This is a genomic window from Streptomyces sp. NPDC053432, assembly GCF_055585365.1.
Genome location: NZ_JBVJKF010000004.1, coordinates 137,626 through 153,902, shown reverse-complemented (window position 1 = coordinate 153,902; position 16,277 = coordinate 137,626). Strand labels below are relative to the sequence as shown.

The 16,277-nt window shown below is 72.2% G+C and carries 14 protein-coding genes; 6 read left to right on the top strand and 8 right to left on the bottom strand.

Annotated features, from left to right (window positions below; translation table 11 throughout):
- Positions 1–203: 203 nt before the first annotated feature.
- The 6 genes from ACZ6Y1_RS08995 to ACZ6Y1_RS08970 form a co-directional block, all read right to left on the bottom strand.
- Positions 204–737, bottom strand: coding sequence for a bacterial proteasome activator family protein (locus ACZ6Y1_RS08995; protein ID WP_469625728.1), 534 nt, complete (start codon positions 735–737; stop codon positions 204–206).
- Between the two features lie 81 nt (positions 738–818).
- Entirely contained in the window at positions 819–3,578 is a 2,760-nt protein-coding gene (locus tag ACZ6Y1_RS08990) for an ABC transporter permease (RefSeq protein ID WP_469625726.1), read from the bottom strand.
- Positions 3,579–3,679: 101 nt separating this feature from the next.
- Positions 3,680–4,426, bottom strand: a complete 747-nt coding sequence (locus ACZ6Y1_RS08985) for an ABC transporter ATP-binding protein (RefSeq protein ID WP_469625185.1) — start codon at positions 4,424–4,426, stop codon at positions 3,680–3,682.
- A 25-nt stretch (positions 4,427–4,451) separates the two neighbouring features.
- Positions 4,452–5,135 (bottom strand): PadR family transcriptional regulator, encoded by a 684-nt coding sequence (locus ACZ6Y1_RS08980; protein ID WP_469625183.1) that lies wholly within the window; start codon positions 5,133–5,135, stop codon positions 4,452–4,454.
- Positions 5,136–5,208: 73 nt separating this feature from the next.
- Positions 5,209–5,682 (bottom strand): hypothetical protein, encoded by a 474-nt coding sequence (locus ACZ6Y1_RS08975; RefSeq protein ID WP_469625179.1) that lies wholly within the window; start codon positions 5,680–5,682, stop codon positions 5,209–5,211.
- A 145-nt stretch (positions 5,683–5,827) separates the two neighbouring features.
- Positions 5,828–7,480 (bottom strand): protein kinase domain-containing protein, encoded by a 1,653-nt coding sequence (locus ACZ6Y1_RS08970; RefSeq protein ID WP_469625177.1) that lies wholly within the window; start codon positions 7,478–7,480, stop codon positions 5,828–5,830.
- Between the two features lie 240 nt (positions 7,481–7,720).
- Between ACZ6Y1_RS08970 and ACZ6Y1_RS08965 the strand changes: the two genes are divergently transcribed.
- Positions 7,721–9,259 carry a protein kinase domain-containing protein gene (locus ACZ6Y1_RS08965; protein WP_469625175.1) on the top strand — a complete coding sequence of 513 codons (1,539 nt, stop codon included), beginning with the start codon at positions 7,721–7,723 and terminating at the stop codon, positions 9,257–9,259.
- Between the two features lie 38 nt (positions 9,260–9,297).
- Here ACZ6Y1_RS08965 and ACZ6Y1_RS08960 read toward each other — a convergent pair whose 3' ends face one another.
- Together ACZ6Y1_RS08960 and ACZ6Y1_RS08955 are read right to left on the bottom strand one after the other, a co-directional pair.
- The gene (locus tag ACZ6Y1_RS08960; RefSeq protein WP_469625172.1) at positions 9,298–9,714 is read right to left on the bottom strand and encodes a pyridoxamine 5'-phosphate oxidase family protein; all 417 of its coding nucleotides are present in this window, start codon (positions 9,712–9,714) and stop codon (positions 9,298–9,300) included.
- 83 nt (positions 9,715–9,797) lie between these two features.
- The gene (locus ACZ6Y1_RS08955; protein ID WP_384587384.1) at positions 9,798–10,460 is read right to left on the bottom strand and encodes a response regulator; all 663 of its coding nucleotides are present in this window, start codon (positions 10,458–10,460) and stop codon (positions 9,798–9,800) included.
- A 326-nt stretch (positions 10,461–10,786) separates the two neighbouring features.
- Between ACZ6Y1_RS08955 and pdhA the strand changes: the two genes are divergently transcribed.
- The 5 genes from pdhA to ACZ6Y1_RS08930 all read left to right on the top strand — a co-directional run bounded on the left by pdhA (position 10,787) and on the right by ACZ6Y1_RS08930 (position 16,258).
- Positions 10,787–11,986: a pyruvate dehydrogenase (acetyl-transferring) E1 component subunit alpha gene (gene pdhA, locus ACZ6Y1_RS08950; RefSeq protein WP_469625170.1), complete on the top strand. Its 1,200-nt coding sequence runs from the start codon at positions 10,787–10,789 to the stop codon at positions 11,984–11,986.
- Positions 11,986–12,966: an alpha-ketoacid dehydrogenase subunit beta gene (locus tag ACZ6Y1_RS08945; RefSeq protein ID WP_376658996.1), complete on the top strand. Its 981-nt coding sequence runs from the start codon at positions 11,986–11,988 to the stop codon at positions 12,964–12,966. The genes pdhA and ACZ6Y1_RS08945 overlap by 1 nt, the downstream gene beginning before the upstream one ends.
- A 12-nt stretch (positions 12,967–12,978) precedes the next feature.
- Positions 12,979–14,397, top strand: coding sequence for a dihydrolipoamide acetyltransferase family protein (locus ACZ6Y1_RS08940; RefSeq protein ID WP_469625166.1), 1,419 nt, complete (start codon positions 12,979–12,981; stop codon positions 14,395–14,397).
- Between the two features lie 118 nt (positions 14,398–14,515).
- Positions 14,516–15,454 (top strand): GNAT family N-acetyltransferase, encoded by a 939-nt coding sequence (locus ACZ6Y1_RS08935; protein WP_469625164.1) that lies wholly within the window; start codon positions 14,516–14,518, stop codon positions 15,452–15,454.
- A 39-nt stretch (positions 15,455–15,493) separates the two neighbouring features.
- A complete protein-coding gene (locus tag ACZ6Y1_RS08930; RefSeq protein WP_469625162.1) occupies positions 15,494–16,258 on the top strand; it encodes a hypothetical protein in 765 nt (254 codons plus the stop codon).
- Positions 16,259–16,277 lie beyond the last annotated feature (19 nt).

Genomic DNA, 16,277 nt, shown 5'->3' with positions numbered 1-16,277 from the left:
CGGACCCCGCGCCTCAATCGCCGGCGGGGCTGGATTGGCCGGACCCTGTGCCTCGATTACCGGCGGGGCCGGCTTGGCCCGGACCCCGTGACTCAGTTACCGGCGGGGCCGGGTAGTGGTGGTGCTGAGGCCGACTGGGTGAAGGCGGGTGCCGTTGCTCCGGGGAGCTTCGGCCCCGCCTTCGTCCGGGTGGCCGTCGTGGGCTACAGGTACGGCCCCGAGCGGATCGGGCCGTGGCCGTCTTCGTCGTCCGTCGGGGCCCCCGGCGGGAGCGCCCGGCGCATCTGTTCCAGTTGGGCCCGCGCCGCCATCTGCTGCGCGAACAGGGCCGTCTGGATGCCGTGGAAGAGGCCCTCCAGCCATCCCACCAACTGCGCCTGAGCGATGCGCAGTTCCGCCTCCGAGGGAATGGCCTCGTTGGTGAACGGGAGGGACAGGCGCTCCAGTTCCTCCACGAGTTCGGGGGCCAGGCCGTCCTCCAGCTCCTTCACCGAGGCGGCATGGATGTCCTTGAGCCGGACCCGGCTCGCCTCGTCCAGAGGCGCTGCGCGTACCTCTTCCAGGAGTTGCTTGATCATGCTGCCGATCCGCATTACCTTGGCGGGCTGTTCGACCATCTCCGTCACGGGGACCTCGCGCGACTCGTCATCGGCGCCGCCGACCGCCATCCCGTCCTGTCCCACGATCATGACGTGCGGGGGGCTGTCCTGCGACCGTTCACTCCTCGGCATCTCCATGCCGTTCATTCTCTCGCACACCTTCGTCAGCAGACGTGTGCCCCCGTACGAGCGTGATCCACCCTGTACGGGGGCACGAGATCAGCCGGCCGCCCTGCGGGCCAGTGCGCCGCTGGAACGGGTGACCAACGCGGCCAGCAGCGCCGCACCCAGCGGGACCAGGACCAGCAGCCCGCCAAGGGTCTCCCACGGCACCGCGATCGGCACGTACGGCACTTCGCCCCCCGATGCGTAGCCCCTGTCGACCCCGTACTGGTAGAGGCGCTGGAGCTGGCGTTCCTCGGTGAGCCGCAGTCCGACCGCGGGCAGGATTCCGGCCGCCGAGCCCAGGACCACGCCCATCAGGGCGACCACCCCGCACTGGAAGCCGCTGAGCGTGCGCCGGACCCGCGGTGCCGCGCCCACCGCCGCCAGGGTCTTCAGGTCGGCCTCGGCGTCGGCCTGGGCGAGCCCGGTGGCGATGCCGGCCGCGCCGATGGTGACCAGGCCGGCGAAGACGGTGAGGGCGAGCAGGGTGAGGCTGTCGTCGCCCTGGTAGCCCGCTTCGATGCGCACGGAGGCGTCCACGCCCATCCGGTCGATCTCCCCGGCGATCTTCTGCTTCTGTTCGCTGCTCGCCGGCCCGTCGAGGCTGAAGTAGGAGCCGAACGGTGCGGTGGACAGCCCGGTGGCCTTCACGGCCGCCGCCGGCAGGACCACTTCGATGCCCCAGCCCTCGGCGTTGTCGGGCGCCTGGTGGACGGGGAGGACCTTGTCCACGCCCGGCGGGTCCTCGCCGGGCTTGCCGATGCCGTCGGCGGCCTGCGGGTCGGTGATGACCCGCAGCACGAGCTTGCCGTCCTTGACGTTGCGCTTGTCGAAGGACACGGCCTGGCCGGCCTTGAGGGCGGCCACCGACCCCGGATCGGTCACGGCGAGCACGGAGAGCAGCTTCTCGTCGGCGACGACGATCTCGTACTGCGCGCCGTGCCGGTTCTCCGCGCAACGCCAGTCCCGGCGCAGCTCCTTGGCCTGCTCCTGGGTGAAGGAGGCGGGCCCGTTCGGTGAATCGAAGAGCGGGCAGCGCTGTTCCTTGGGCGCGATGATCTGGACCCGGCCGCAGCCCGGTTCCGAAGAGTACGAGTCGCAGCCCGGCCTGCCGACGACCAGGCGGTCGACGTCCGCGCGGTGTGTCAGCGGGAGTTGCTTCGCGAGGGCCTCGCGCAGGGCGGGCACCTCCTTGTGGGCGCTGTTCTCCGTGGTCTGCAACAGACCGGTGCTGCCGGGGAGTTCGGCCACGTACTCGTGCCGGTGCTGGATGTCCTGGCTGTGCTGGTACGTGGCCACCGCGACGGTTCCGGCGACGGCGGCCAGCACGGCGGCCACGGCGGGTGCCGTACGCCCCCGGTTGCGCACGGCGTCACGCAGCGCGAGCCGCGGCGACAGCGGCAGCCACCGCCCGAGCCGGCCGAACAGGCCGACCAGGACGGGGGTGAGGGCGACGACGCCGAGCTCGGCCAGCGCGCTGCCGCCTGCGACCACGGTCGGTCCCATCTCCGAGGCGGTGCCGTACAGGGCGATCGCGGCGCCGCCTGCGACGGCGACCAGGCCGATGACCGGCAGCACCCGGTTGGCGCGGCGGACCCCGCGGCGGCCGGTCAGCGAGGCCAGCACGGTCTGCCGGGAGGCGGTGACGGCCGGGACGATCGCGGCCAGCAGCCCGGTCACCACGGCCAGGAGGGCGATACCGGCCAGTTCCAGGGGGCGCAGGTCGAAGCCGCCGAAGCGGCTGCCGATGTACTCCTCCAGCACCGGCCGCAGCGCGACGGTGAGCGCGAGGCCGATGGCGGTGCCGGTGACGGCGGCCACGGCGCCGATGACCAGGCCGCCGGAGAGCACGATGGAGCGGATGTGCCTGCGGTCGCCGCCGTTGGCGCCGACGAGGCCCAGCTGGCGGCGGGAGCGTCGGGCGCCGACCGCGAAGGCCGGTCCGGCGAGCAGGCAGATCTCCAGCATGGCCAGGCCGACGATGGTGGCCAGGATGGCCTTCTCGGTGGAGGAGACGCTGACGCCGGAGCCGAGCTCCGCCTTCGGTTGCTGCTGGTAGAGGGGCACGTCGGAGTCGGCCGGCGGGTCGAGGAACACGGCGCGGGACATGACGAGCAGCCCCTTGGCGTTGGCCGCCTTGACCATGTTCCACGTGAAACCTTCGCCGCCGACCTTCACCAGGTAGGAGTCCTGGGGCCGTACGCCGGGTGCGCCGGCGGCCTGCAGGGCCTTGTCGAGCGGGGCGAGGAGGGTCCCGGCCGGGGCCATGAGCTCGTCGGAGTTCAGCTCGTCGGGCAGCTCGTAGGCGCCGACGATCCTGTACGAGGAGGTCGCGCCGCGCGGGGTCACCGAGGAGCCGACGTAGAGGCCGGAGTTGCGCAGGAAGGAGGTGGTGGCCGCCACCTCGCCCGCGGCCTCCGGCAGCCGGCCGCGGTCGACCGTGATCAGGCCGGCCGTCAGCGGGCTGCTCGTGTCGAGTTCGCGCAGGTGGGTGTCGAGCAGGCCGTGGGTGGTGCGGACCTTGGCGTAGGCGGTGGAGTCCTTGACGGCCTGGACGCCGGCCGGGAGCGCGGAGGCCACCGGATCCGGCTGGTCCTCCTTGGGTCTGGGCCCGGCGGTGTAGTCCTTGAAGCCGCCGACCGGCGCGTAGCTGGAGCCGTCGGGCTTCTGGTAGATGGGCACGCCCAGGTTGGAGCCGCTCACCCGGGCGTCGGCGGCGCCGATCAGGCGGGTGGCGTGCTGTCCGGGGGTGAGCTGGGCGCTGCGCAGCGTGAAGTCGGCGGCGCTCACCCCGATGATCGGCAGGGCGAGCATCGCGAGGACGAGGGAGCTGCGGCCCTTGGCGCGCCAGGCATCGCGGCGGGCGATGCGCAGCGCCGCGACCCAGGAGTGGTACCAGCCTTGGAGCGAGGAGGTCACTGGGCGGCCGCCCGCCCGGAGAGCAGGGAGTCGGCCCCGCTGCGCAGGGTCTCGTCGATCACGCTGCCGTCGCGCAGGAAGACCACGCGGTCGGCCCAGGCGGCGAACCGCGGCTCGTGCGTGACGAGGATCCCGGCCGCGCCCGCGTCGCAGCGGGAGCGCAGCAGGGCGAGGACGGACTCGCCGGTCTCGGAGTCGAGGGCGCCGGTGGGTTCGTCGGCGAGGACGAGGCGTCGGTCGCCGACCAGGGCGCGGGCGATGGCCACGCGCTGCTGCTGGCCGCCGGACATCTCGTCGGGGAAGCGGTCGGCGAGTGAGCCGAGGCCCATCTCCTCCAGCGCGGCGAGCGCGGAGACGCGGGCCCTGCGGGCGGAGACGCCGTCGAGTTCGCGGGGCAGGGCCACGTTCTCCGCGGCGGTGAGCGCGGGGATGAGGTTGTAGTCCTGGAAGACGTAGCCGATGCTGCGGCGGCGCAGTGCGGCCAGCTGCCTGCGGCTCGCGGTGGTGATGTCGGTGCCCTCGACGATCACGCGGCCGCTGGTCGGGGTGTCGAGGCCGCCCGCCAGGGTGAGCAGCGTCGACTTCCCCGAGCCGGACGGGCCCATGACGGCGACGAGTTCGCCCGGGTACACGGACAGGTCGATGCCGCGCAGCGCGTGCACCTCGGTGGTGCCGCTGCCGTGGGTGCGTACGAGCCGGTCCAACTGGAGTACGGGTTGCCGGGGCTGGTGCTGTTCGGACATGGAGGGTCCCCCCTGGAGCGGTGGTTCAGCCCCGCCGCGTGCGGGCGGTGCGGGGCCGTGCGGTCGGTGCCGGGGAGGGGGCCGGGGCCGCGGCCCCGGGGTCCTCGTCGGCATGGGGTGGTTCGGCCCGGTGAGGTCCGGGCTCGGCGGCTCTCCGGTCGGACGGCAGGGAGAGCCGGACCAGCCGGGATTCGCAGTGGTCCAGCCAGCGGGCCTCGGCCTCGGTCTGGAAGATCAGCTGTTCCAGGACGAGCAGCCAGGCGACGTCGTCGCGTTCGCGGGACTGTCCGCTCTCGATCGCGGCGAGTGCGGTGGCCTTGAGCCGGGTGTAGTCCTGCATCGCCCTGATGGTGGCGTGCCGCTGGGACTGGATGACGGCGCGGATGTCCACCCCGGGGGCGCCCACGGCCATGGCGAGCTTGATGGACAGCTCGTCCCGGGGCGGGTTGGCGCGGTCGACGGGGCGCTCGTACCACTCGCGCAGTTCGGTGCGGCCCGTGTCGGTGATGGCGTAGAGGGTGTGCCCGGCGGAGTCCTCACCGCCGGGCGCGACGAGGCCGTCCCGCTCCAGGCGGGCGAGGGTGGTGTACACCTGCCCGACGTTGAGCGGCCAGGTGGAGCCGGTGCGTGATTCGAACTCGGTGCGCAGCTGGGAACCGTACCTGGGGCCCCGTTCGAGCAGGGCGAGCAGGCCGTGGCGGATCGACATACTCGGTATGTATACCGAGTATGTTCACGCAGGGCAACCACCGCGGGATGCGCCCGGACCTGCCCCGGACCTTTCAGGCGCTGCGCCGCAGCCGCACTCCGAGGTAGCCCAACCCCAGTCCCATCAGGGCGAACCCGGTGCCGAGGGGCAGTATGTGCGCGGCCAGATCGGCGGCCCGCTCGTTCGGCTCGGTGCCCAGTGCCCTGGCCGCCGGGGGCGGGGTCGGCTCGGCGGGCGGCGGTGACGGCCGTGGCGGCCGCTGCGCCGGGGGTTCGACGCGCGGGCGGGCCGGCAGCGGGCGGGAGGCCACCGTCAGCTCCGGGTCGGCGGGCTCGGCCGCCGGTCTCCCGGGCCGCTCCCGCCCGGCTCCGGCCACGGAGCCGGCCAGCTCTTCGAGGGGCTCGTCGGCCGGGGCGGGCTCGGTGGCGGGGGCCGTGCGCGGGGCCGTGCACAGGGGCCGGGCGTACGCGGAGGCGGTGGGCGCGAGCGCGGCGGCGGCCAGCGCGGCGCAGGCCAGCCAGCGGGCCGGGCGGAAGCCTTGGTTCACGGGGTGCCCCTCCCGTCCCGAGCCTGTGGATCACGCGGCGATGCGCGCTGCGCCCAGATTTGCACAGCGGGGCAAAAGCGGCATCCCGGGCGCCCCATCGGGGTGCCCGGGATGCCGGGGTGGAGCAGTGCCCGCTGCCGGAGGGCTACTCCGGGGTGCCGGTCGACACGGTCAGCGTGTAGGTCGTGCCTTCCTTGTCGATCGGGTCGCCGGGGCGCGGGGACTGGTCGATCACCTGGTCCTTGCCGTACACGGCCTCGTCCTTGTTGACGATCTCGTACTTGCCGCCCGAGGCCTGGATGCAGGCCTTCACGGACAGCATGTCCTTGTACCGCAGGTCGGGTGCCGAGTACTTGCCCGCCTGGCTGTAGTGCTTCACCGGCTCCTTGCACAGCTTCGGGTCGATCGTGCGCGTGCGGTCCGGGCCCTTGGTGCTGGGCTTGGCGGCGGGAGCGGTCGCGGGGGCGCTGGCGCCGCCCGGCGACGCGACGTTCTTGGCGTCCTTGTCGTCGTCGCCGTCCCAGACGATCGCCGCGATCAGGCCGCCGATCGCGAGCAGGGCCACCGCGATCGCGCCCGCGACCACCGGCATGTTCTTCTTGCCGCCGCTGCCGCCCGCGCCGCCGTCCGAGCCCGACGGCGAGCCAGCGGGCGAGATCGTGTACGGCGGCGGGGTGGGCGCCGCGTACTGCTGCGGCGGGGGCGTGTGCGGGTACGCGTAGCCCCCCTGCGCCTGCGGCTGCGGAGCCGGCGTCGGCGGACCGTACGGGGAGGCCGTCTGCGGCGCCTGGTACGGCTGCTGCACGGACTGCGGCGAGGGCGGGAAGCCGGAGTCCAGCGGCGGGAACACGGCCGAGCCGACGCCCGCCCCGCTGTTCGTGGGGCCGAGGCCCTGGACGATGACCGGAGCCCCGGTCTGTCCGGCGGACAGCACCCGGGCGATCTCGTCCGCCATGGCCGCGGCCGTGGGGAAGCGCTCGTTCGGGTTCTTCTTCAGCGCGCGCGCCACCAGCGCGTCCATCGCCGGGGTCACCGAGCGGTTGATGGAGGACGGGGCGACCGGCTCCTCCTGCACGTGCGCGTACGCGATGGCCAGCGGCGAGTCGGCGTCGAACGGGATCCGCCCGGTCAGCAGCTGGAACAGCATGATGCCGACCGAGTACAGGTCGGAGCGGGCGTCGACCGCGCGGCCCAGCGCCTGCTCGGGCGACAGGTACTGCGGGGTGCCGACGACCATGCCGGTCTGCGTCATCGAGGTGACCCCGGACTGCATGGCCCGGGCGATGCCGAAGTCCATGACCTTGACCACGCCGCGCTTGGTCATCATGACGTTGCCGGGCTTGATGTCGCGGTGGACGAGCCCCATGTCGTGGCTGGTCTCCAGGGCGGCCAGCACGTCGGCCGTCACCTTCAGCGCCTTGTCCGCCGGCATCGCCCCGTACTGCGCGATGTCCGCCTGGAGCACGGAGCCGAGCGGCTGCCCCTCCACGTACTCCATGACGATGTACGGCATGAGCGAGCCCTCGAACTCGTCCTCACCCGTGTCGAAGACCGAGACGATGTTGGTGTGCGACAGTTTCGCTACAGCCTGGGCCTCGCGGCGGAACCGTTCGCGGAACGACTGCTCGCGTCCCAGCTCCGTGTGCAGGGTCTTGATGGCCACCTGGCGGTCGAGCGCCGTGTCGTACGCGAGGTACACCGCGGCCATGCCGCCCTCGCCGAGCAAATCCCGTAGCTGGTAACGGCCACGGGCCAGGGAACCGCCTGCGTACCGGCCCTGAGTGCCGTCCTGGCTCATGACTGTTGCTTCCCCTCGAGCTGCGTATGTCGGGCCCAGTCTGCCGGAGGGCAAGCCCCAGTCAAGCCAGTGGCCCGTTCTGTGACCGGCCTGCCACAGGACGACTTGTCCGAACGGTGACCGGGTCCGAGGCTGTAGCGTTCATCGGAGCACCAAAGAAGAGGACTACCGCCCAGCAGCGGCCAAGAGAGACGACGGCGAGGACTGATGGCACCCGAACCCGAGGGAAACGGCGCCGGGATGACCGATGGTCCTGAGCACTGGGGCGCCGGCGGACTGGTGGGAGACGGCCGTTACCGGCTGACACACCGGCTGGGCCGCGGCGGCATGGCCGAGGTGTTCGCCGCCGAGGACGTACGCCTGGGCCGCACCGTCGCCGTCAAGCTGCTCCGCGCCGACCTGGCCGAGGACCCCGTGTCCAAGGCCCGCTTCACGCGTGAGGCGCAGTCCGTCGCCGGACTCAACCACCACGCCGTCGTCGCCGTGTACGACTCGGGCGAGGACCGGGTCGGCCCGAACACCGTCCCGTACATCGTGATGGAGCTGGTCGAGGGCCGCACCATCCGCGACCTGCTGCTCAGCGCCGAGGCCCCGGGCCCCGAGCAGGCGCTCATCATCGTCTCGGGCGTGCTGGAGGCGCTCGCGTACTCGCACCAGCACGGCATCGTGCACCGTGACATCAAGCCGGCGAACGTGATCATCACGGACGCGGGCGCGGTCAAGGTGATGGACTTCGGCATCGCCCGCGCCCTGCACGGCGCACAGTCGACGATGACCCAGACCGGCATGGTCATGGGCACCCCGCAGTACCTGTCGCCGGAACAGGCCCTCGGCAAGGCCGTGGACCACCGCTCCGACCTGTACGCGACCGGCTGCCTGCTGTACGAACTCCTCGCGCTGCGGCCCCCCTTCACCGGCGAGACCCCGCTGTCGGTGGTCTACCAGCACGTGCAGGACGCCCCGGTGCCGCCCTCGCAGCTGCCGGAGGGCCAGAGCATCCCGCCGGAGCTCGACGGCCTGGTGATGCGCTCCCTCGCCAAGGACCCGGACGACCGGTTCCAGAGCGCCGAGGAGATGCGCGGGCTGGTCCAGTACGCGCTCCAGATGCTGCACGACCAGGGTCCGGGCACCGGGACCTGGAACACCGGCCCGGTCACCATGGCCCTGCCGCACGGGCGCGGCGCCTCCCAGACCACGGCCATGCCCGTGGGCGGTACGGGTGGCCAGCCCGCCTACGGCGCGAACGCCATGACCTCGCAGTTCCAGCAGCCGATGGTGCCGGGGCTGAACCCGGACGACGGCTCCGCCTTCCCGGGCGGCGGTCCGGGCGTGTCGGGCCGGGGCTACGACGGCTACGACGACCGCGGCGGCGGCCGCTGGAAGATGTGGCTCTTCGCGGTGCTCGCGGTCATCGCGGTCGCGGGCGGTGTGGCCTACGCCGTCACCAACGTGACCCACAAGGGCGGCGGGAAGCCCCAGGTCACCCAGCAGAGCTCCCCCGGCGGCCAGCAGAACACCCCCGGGGCGTCGGCGAACACGTCCACGCAGCAGACTCCGGACAACACGCCCTCGTTCAACGAGCCCACGGCCGCCCCGACCCGCACCCGGACCCAGAGCAGCACCCCGTCGGCCAGCCCGTCGGCATCCGCCTCGCCGACGCCCACGGAGTCCAAGAGCACGTCGCCGACGCCCACGGCGTCCAAGAGCACTTCCTCCCCGACGCCCACGGCGTCGAAGAGCGAGGGCGCCGGCCCGGGCACGGTGAACGAGCCGCAATAGCGGAGAGCGGGTTGCCGGGAGCGCGGGATACCGGCGCGTCAGAGGGCGTGCTGGTATTCGCGGTCCGGATTTCCGGCGAGCGAGTGCACGGTCACGAACTGGGGTTCGACGCGCATGTAGACGGGGTCGAAGACCTCACCGTCCACGAAATGCGGACCCGGGCCGAAAAGTTCCAGTTCGGCCGTGGTCGGCTCGACGATCCGGGCCGTTCCGGTGAACTGCACCGACCACAGCCCGGGGTCGCGGGAATTGAAGTTGTCCGCCCCGTAGGCGACCACACTGCCGTTGCAGGCCTGGTGATGACCGAAGCCGGCGTGCATTCTCAGGACGACCTCGCCGTCCACCACGATGTGGCGGGCGAGGGCGAGGAAGGGCAGCGCGCGCATGCTCGTGGCGACCCGGCCGTAAGGCACCTGGCGCAGCAGTTCGATGGCGTGGAGTTCCTCCGGTGACATGCCCCCACTCTCGGGTACCGACAGCGTGCCGGGAAGAGGAGGCCGCCCCCATGACCGGGGACGTTGGTCCCGAACGCGAGGGTTCAGTTCCGCTTCTCGGCCTGGAGGCGGGCCACGTAGGCCGCGGCCTGGGAGCGGCGCTCCATGCCCAGCTTGGAGAGCAGGCTGGAGACGTAGTTCTTGATCGTCTTCTCGGCCAGGTGCAGCCGCTCGCCGATGACGCGGTTGGTCAGGCCCTCGCCGATCAGGTCGAGGATCTTCCGCTCCTGCTCGGTGAGGTTGGCCAGGCGGTCGTCGCCCTTGCCGTTCTTGCCGTCACGCAGCCGCTCCAGCACCCGGGCGGTGGCCACCGGGTCCAGCAGGGACTTGCCCGCCGCCACGTCGCGGACGGCGCTGAGCAGCTCGTTGCCGCGGATCGCCTTGAGGACGTAACCCGAGGCTCCGGCCATGATCGCGTCGAACAGCGCCTCGTCGTCGGCGAACGAGGTCAGCATCAGGCATTTGATGTCCTCGTTCTGGGAGCGCACCTCGCGGCACACCTCCACGCCGCTGCCGTCGGGCAGGCGCACGTCGAGCACGGCCACGTCCGGACGGGTGGCCGGGATGCGGACCAGGGCGTCCGCCGCCGTGCCGGCCTCGCCGACGATCTCGATGTCCTCTTCGACCGACAAGAGCTCATGGACACCCCGACGTACCACTTCGTGGTCGTCCAGGAGGAATACCTTGATTTTTCCGTCTTCGCGCACGAAGTCAGTTTCACACACTCACCCCTTCCCTGCCGGAGTTACCCGGGATAACGTGCCGTTGTTCCCGGCCCCTGCAAGGCTGTGACCAGTGGTTGTTCCCGCCTCTGCGGATTTACTTGGAAATCCAAGCAAAAACGCAGGTCAAACGGGGTTTCGCAGTTATGCGGCGCACTGGGTAACGTGCATTGCGCAGGGCACTCGCCGGGGCACCTGTCACGCCTTGATCCCGTACATGACGCGCACCCACCCCGTGCGCTGGTACGGATCCAGGTGAGCCGCACTGGACCCCGGAGAACCCGGGTGCCGGACCGACGGAGGAGCACCAAGTGACCGTGGAGAGCACTGCCGCGCGCAAGCCGCGACGCAGCAGCGGCACCAAGCGGGCGGCAGGCGCGGCAAGCGCCGCGAAGCCCGCCGCTGCCACCGCGCAGACGCAGGACGCTGAACCTCAGCTCGTACAGCTGCTGACGCCCGAAGGGAACCGCGTCGACAGCGCGGAGAACGCCGAGTTCGCCCCCTTCGTCGCCGACATCACCACCGAGGACCTGCGCGGGCTGTACCGCGACATGGTGCTCACCCGCCGTTTCGACGGTGAGGCGACCGCACTCCAGCGTCAGGGCGAACTGGGCCTGTGGGCCTCGCTCCTCGGCCAGGAGGCCGCGCAGATCGGCTCCGGCCGGGCGCTCCGCGGCGACGACTACGTCTTCCCGACCTACCGCGAGCACGGCGTGGCCTGGTGCCGCGGGGTCGACCCGACGAACCTCCTCGGCATGTTCCGCGGTGTGAACCACGGCGGCTGGGACCCCAACACCAACAACTTCCACCTGTACACGATCGTCATCGGCTCGCAGACGCTGCACGCGACCGGTTACGCGATGGGTGTGGCCAAGGACGGCGCGGACTCCGCGGTCATCGCCTACTTCGGCGACGGCGCCTCCAGCCAGGGCGACGTGATGGAGGCCTTCAACTTCTCCGCCGTCTACAACTCGCCCGTGGTGTTCTTCTGCCAGAACAACCAGTGGGCGATCTCCGAGCCCACCGAGCGCCAGATGCGCGTACCGCTCTACCAGCGCGCCCAGGGCTTCGGCTTCCCGGGCGTCCGCGTCGACGGCAACGACGTGCTCGCCTGCCTCGCGGTCACCCGCTGGGCGCTGGAGCGGGCCCGCCGCGGAGAGGGCCCGACCCTGGTCGAGGCGTTCACGTACCGCATGGGCGCGCACACCACCTCCGACGACCCGACGAAGTACCGGCGGGACGAGGAGACGGTGGCCTGGGAGGCCAAGGACCCGATCCTGCGCCTGAAGGCCCACCTGCTGGCCACCGGGGGCGCCGACGAGGCGTTCTTCGAGGAACTGGAGACGGAGAGCGAGGCCCTGGGCAAGCGCGTGCGCGAGGTCGTGCGCGCCATGCCCGACCCCGACACCATGGCGATCTTCGAGAACGTCTACGCGGACGGGCACGCGCTCGTCGACGAGGAGCGCGCCCAGTTCGCCGCCTACCTCGCGTCCTTCGAGGAGGGTCACTGATGGCTGTCGAGAAGATGTCGATCGCTAAGGCGCTCAACGAGTCGCTGCGCAAGGCCCTGGAGCAGGACCCGAAGGTCCTGATCATGGGCGAGGACGTCGGCAAGCTGGGCGGTGTCTTCCGCATCACCGACGGTCTGCAGAAGGACTTCGGCGAGGAGCGGGTCATCGACACCCCGCTCGCCGAGTCGGGCATCGTCGGCACCGCGATCGGCCTGGCCCTGCGCGGCTACCGGCCGGTCGTGGAGATCCAGTTCGACGGGTTCGTCTTCCCCGCGTACGACCAGATCGTCACGCAGCTCGCGAAGATGCACGCTCGTGCCCTCGGCAAGATCAAGATGCCGGTCGTCGTGCGCATCCCCTACGCGGGAGGCATCGGCGCGGTCGAGCACCACAGCGAGTCCCCGGAGGCGCTCTTCGCGCACGTGCCGGGCCTCAAGGTGGTCTCCCCGTCGAACGCCTCGGACGCGTACTGGATGCTCCAGCAGGCGATCCTCAGCGACGACCCGGTGATCTTCTTCGAACCGAAGCGCCGCTACTGGGACAAGGGCGAGGTCGACACCGAGGCCATCCCGTACGAGCTGCACAAGGCGCGGGTGGCGCGCGAGGGCTCGGACGTCACCCTGGCGGCCTACGGCCCGATGGTGAAGGTCTGCCTGGAGGCGGCGGCCGCCGCGGCCGAGGAGGGCAAGTCCGTCGAGGTCGTGGACCTGCGCTCGATGTCCCCGGTGGACTTCGACGGGATCCAGGCGTCGGTCGAGAAGACCCGCCGGCTGGTCGTCGTCCACGAGGCCCCGGTGTTCCTGGGCGTGGGCTCGGAGATCGCCGCCCGCATCACGGAGCGGTGCTTCTACCACCTGGAGGCGCCGGTGCTGCGCGTGGGCGGTTTCCACGCCCCGTACCCGCCGGCCCGCCTGGAGGACGAGTACCTGCCGGGCCTGGACAGGGTGCTCGACGCCGTCGACCGCTCGCTGGCGTACTGAGGAGCCACGTTCATGACCATCCGCGAATTCAAGATGCCCGACGTGGGCGAGGGCCTCACCGAGGCCGAGATCCTCAAGTGGTACGTCCAGCCGGGTGACACCGTCACCGACGGGCAGGTCGTCTGCGAGGTCGAGACGGCGAAGGCGGCCGTCGAGCTGCCGATCCCCTTCGACGGCGTCGTGCACGCGCTCCTCTTCGAGGAGGGCGTCACCGTCGACGTCGGCCAGGTGATCATCTCGGTGCGGACGGAGGGCGGCGACGCCGCCGCCGAGGCCCCGGCCGCGGTGGCCGCTCCGGCCGCCGCCGAGCCCGCCGCGGAGGAGCCGGCCGCCGAGGCGCGCCAGCCCGTCCTGGTCGGCTACGGCGTCTCCACCGCCTCCACCAAGCGCCGCCCGCGCAAGGCGGTGGCGGGTGCGCCCGCGCGGAACGGCACGGCCCCGTCGGCCGCTCCCGCCGCTGCTCCGGCCGCGCCGGTGCTCCCCGCGGTCCCGGCGCAGCCGGCCGGTGAGCGTCCGCTGGCCAAGCCGCCCGTGCGCAAGCTCGCCAAGGACCTCGGCATCGACCTGGCCGCCGTCGTCCCCACCGGCGACGGCGGGGTCGTGACCCGCGAGGACGTCCACGCGGCGGCCGCCGCGGCCATCGCCCCGCAGGCGGCCCCGGCCGCGGTGCAGGCCCCGGTCCAGGAGGCCCAGGCCGCCCCGGCCGCGGCGCCCGCGGTCGAACCGTCGGCGCGGGAGACCCGTATCCCGGTCAAGGGCGTCCGCAAGGTCACCGCCCAGGCCATGGTCGGCTCCGCCTTCACCGCGCCGCACGTCACCGAGTTCATCACCCTCGACGTGACCCGCACGATGAAGCTCGTCCAGGAACTCAAGGACGACCCGGACCTCGCGGGGCTGCGGATCAACCCGCTGCTCCTGATCGCCAAGGCCGTCCTCGTGGCCATCCGCCGCAACCCGGACGTCAACGCGTCCTGGGACGAGGCGGCCCAGGAGATCGTGCTCAAGCACTACGTCAACCTGGGCATCGCGGCGGCCACCCCGCGCGGGCTGATCGTCCCGAACATCAAGGACGCGCACGCCAAGACGCTCGGCGAGCTCTCGGAGTCCCTGTCCTCGCTGGTCGCCACGGCCCGCGAAGGCAAGACCTCCCCGGCCGACATGCAGAACGGCACCATCACCATCACCAACGTCGGCGTCTTCGGCGTCGACACCGGTACGCCCATCCTGAACCCGGGCGAGTCCGCGATCCTCGCGGTCGGTGCGATCAAGCTCCAGCCCTGGGTCCACAAGGGCAAGGTCAAGCCCCGCCAGGTCACCACGCTGGCGCTGTCGTTCGACCACCGTCTCATCGACGGCGAGCTCGGCTCCAAGTTCCTCGCCGACATCGCGGCGGTCCTGGAACACCCGCGCCGCCTGATCACCTGGGCGTAAGCGGCACGCACGGCATGCGGCCGACGGCCGGTCTCCCCCGCGGAGGCCGGCCGTCGGCGCACTGCGCGGCGGACGGAAATCGCTGGGCAGGGCGGTACGACCGTGTGATCATCGCCCGATGCTCTTCCGCGCTGCCACCGCAGACCCCGCAGACATCGACCGCGCCCTCGCCTACCCGGCCGACGGCCCCGTCACCGCCCTGACCCCCGAGAAGATCCGTGAGGAGCTCGCCGAGAACCGGTTCCGCGCCGAGTGGACCTGGTTCGCCGAGGACGAGGACGGCGAGGTCCTCGCCCGCGCCCTGTGGTGGGGCCGCGCCGACAGCGAGCGCCCCATCGCCCTCGACTGCCTCCAGGTCCGCTCCTCGGTGGCCGACCCGGCCGCCGTCGCCACCGGACTGCTCACCGCCGGCCACGCCGCCTTCGGGAACATGCCGGTCTGGAACATGTCGCTGCCCCGCGACTGGCGCACCGACCCGGAGCTGGCCGCGGCGGTCGCCTGGCGCACGCGGGCCGCGTACCGGGCCGGCCTGACGAGCGAGATCGAGCGGCTGCGCTACGAGTGGACCCCCGGCGCGGGCGTCCCCGAGCCCACCGGCCGGCTCGTCTTCCGGGAGGGCACCGACGAGGAGTTCCTGGACGCCTTCGTGCGGCTGTCCTCCGGCAGCCTCGACCTCCACACGCAGGCCGAGCTGCGGTCGATGGACGCCGAGCAGCTGGCCCGCGAGGACGTCGAGTTCTACCTCGACTGCCCCGGTGAGCGCTCCTGGTGGCGCCTGGCCGACCTCCCGGACGGCCGCCTCGCCGGAATGGCGATCCCGTCGGCGACCCCGTACCACCGCAACGTCGGCTACCTGGGCGTCGTACCGGAGCAGCGCGGCCAGGGTCTGATCGACGAGATCCTGGCCGAGATCACCCGCTTCCACGCCTCCGAGGGCGCCGAGCGGATCACCGCGACCACCGACACGGTCAACGCCCCGATGGCCGCCGCTTTCGACCGCGCGGGGTACGAGGTCACGGAGATCCGCCTGGTCCTGGAGGAGCCCTCCGGGGTTTGAGGCACGCCCGGTAGCCTCCGACCGGAAGGGGGGGTCGGGGTGCCATTCGCCGAACTGCAGGTGTACTCCGTCGAGGAGGCCGACGTCACGGGCGGGGTGTGCGTCGTCCGCTGCGTCGGCGGTGTCGCGCGGGCCGGGCAGGTCTACGCGGTGGGGGAGCTCCGGCTCTGGCTGCGCCGGATCGAGCGGTACGGGCGGGCCGTCGGCTCCTTCGACGCCGGGCACACCGCGAAGGTCCACCTCACGGGCGCCGTGGTCGCGCTGCTCAGTCGCGGGCAGGTGCTGACCTCCGTACCGCCGGACGGGCACGCGCTCGCCGATCTGGAGGCCTGGCTGGCCACCGACCCGCCGCTGCTCGACGAGCCCGCGCCGCGGGCCCTGCGCGTCATGGCCGGCTCGCGCATGCAGGACGAGGGGCTGGCGGACGCGGTCCGGCTGCGCTGGGGCCGGGTGGCGCTGGCCGCGGTGGACCGCTGCGCCCGGGCAGAGGGGACGGGCGACCTGGTCAGGGCGCCCGAGGTGGCCTACGTACGCGGCTACCTGATCCGTACCTTCGGCCCGGGGCGCGGGGGCGACCCGGCGGCGCTGTGCCGGGAGCTGCTGGCGCTGATCGACCTGCCCCCGGCCGAGGCCGCCGCGCGGGGCCGGATCTGGCGGGACCTTCCGGCCGAGGAGATCCTGCACCTGCGGCGCATCAAGTTCCTGATCCCGTGGCTGGTCCTCGTACGTCCGCACCTGGCGGAGGGCGATCCGCTGGCGGGGGCGGTGGACGCCTGGGAGGCGGTGCGGCCGGAGTTGCCCTAGCGCCGGAGGTCAATGGGGG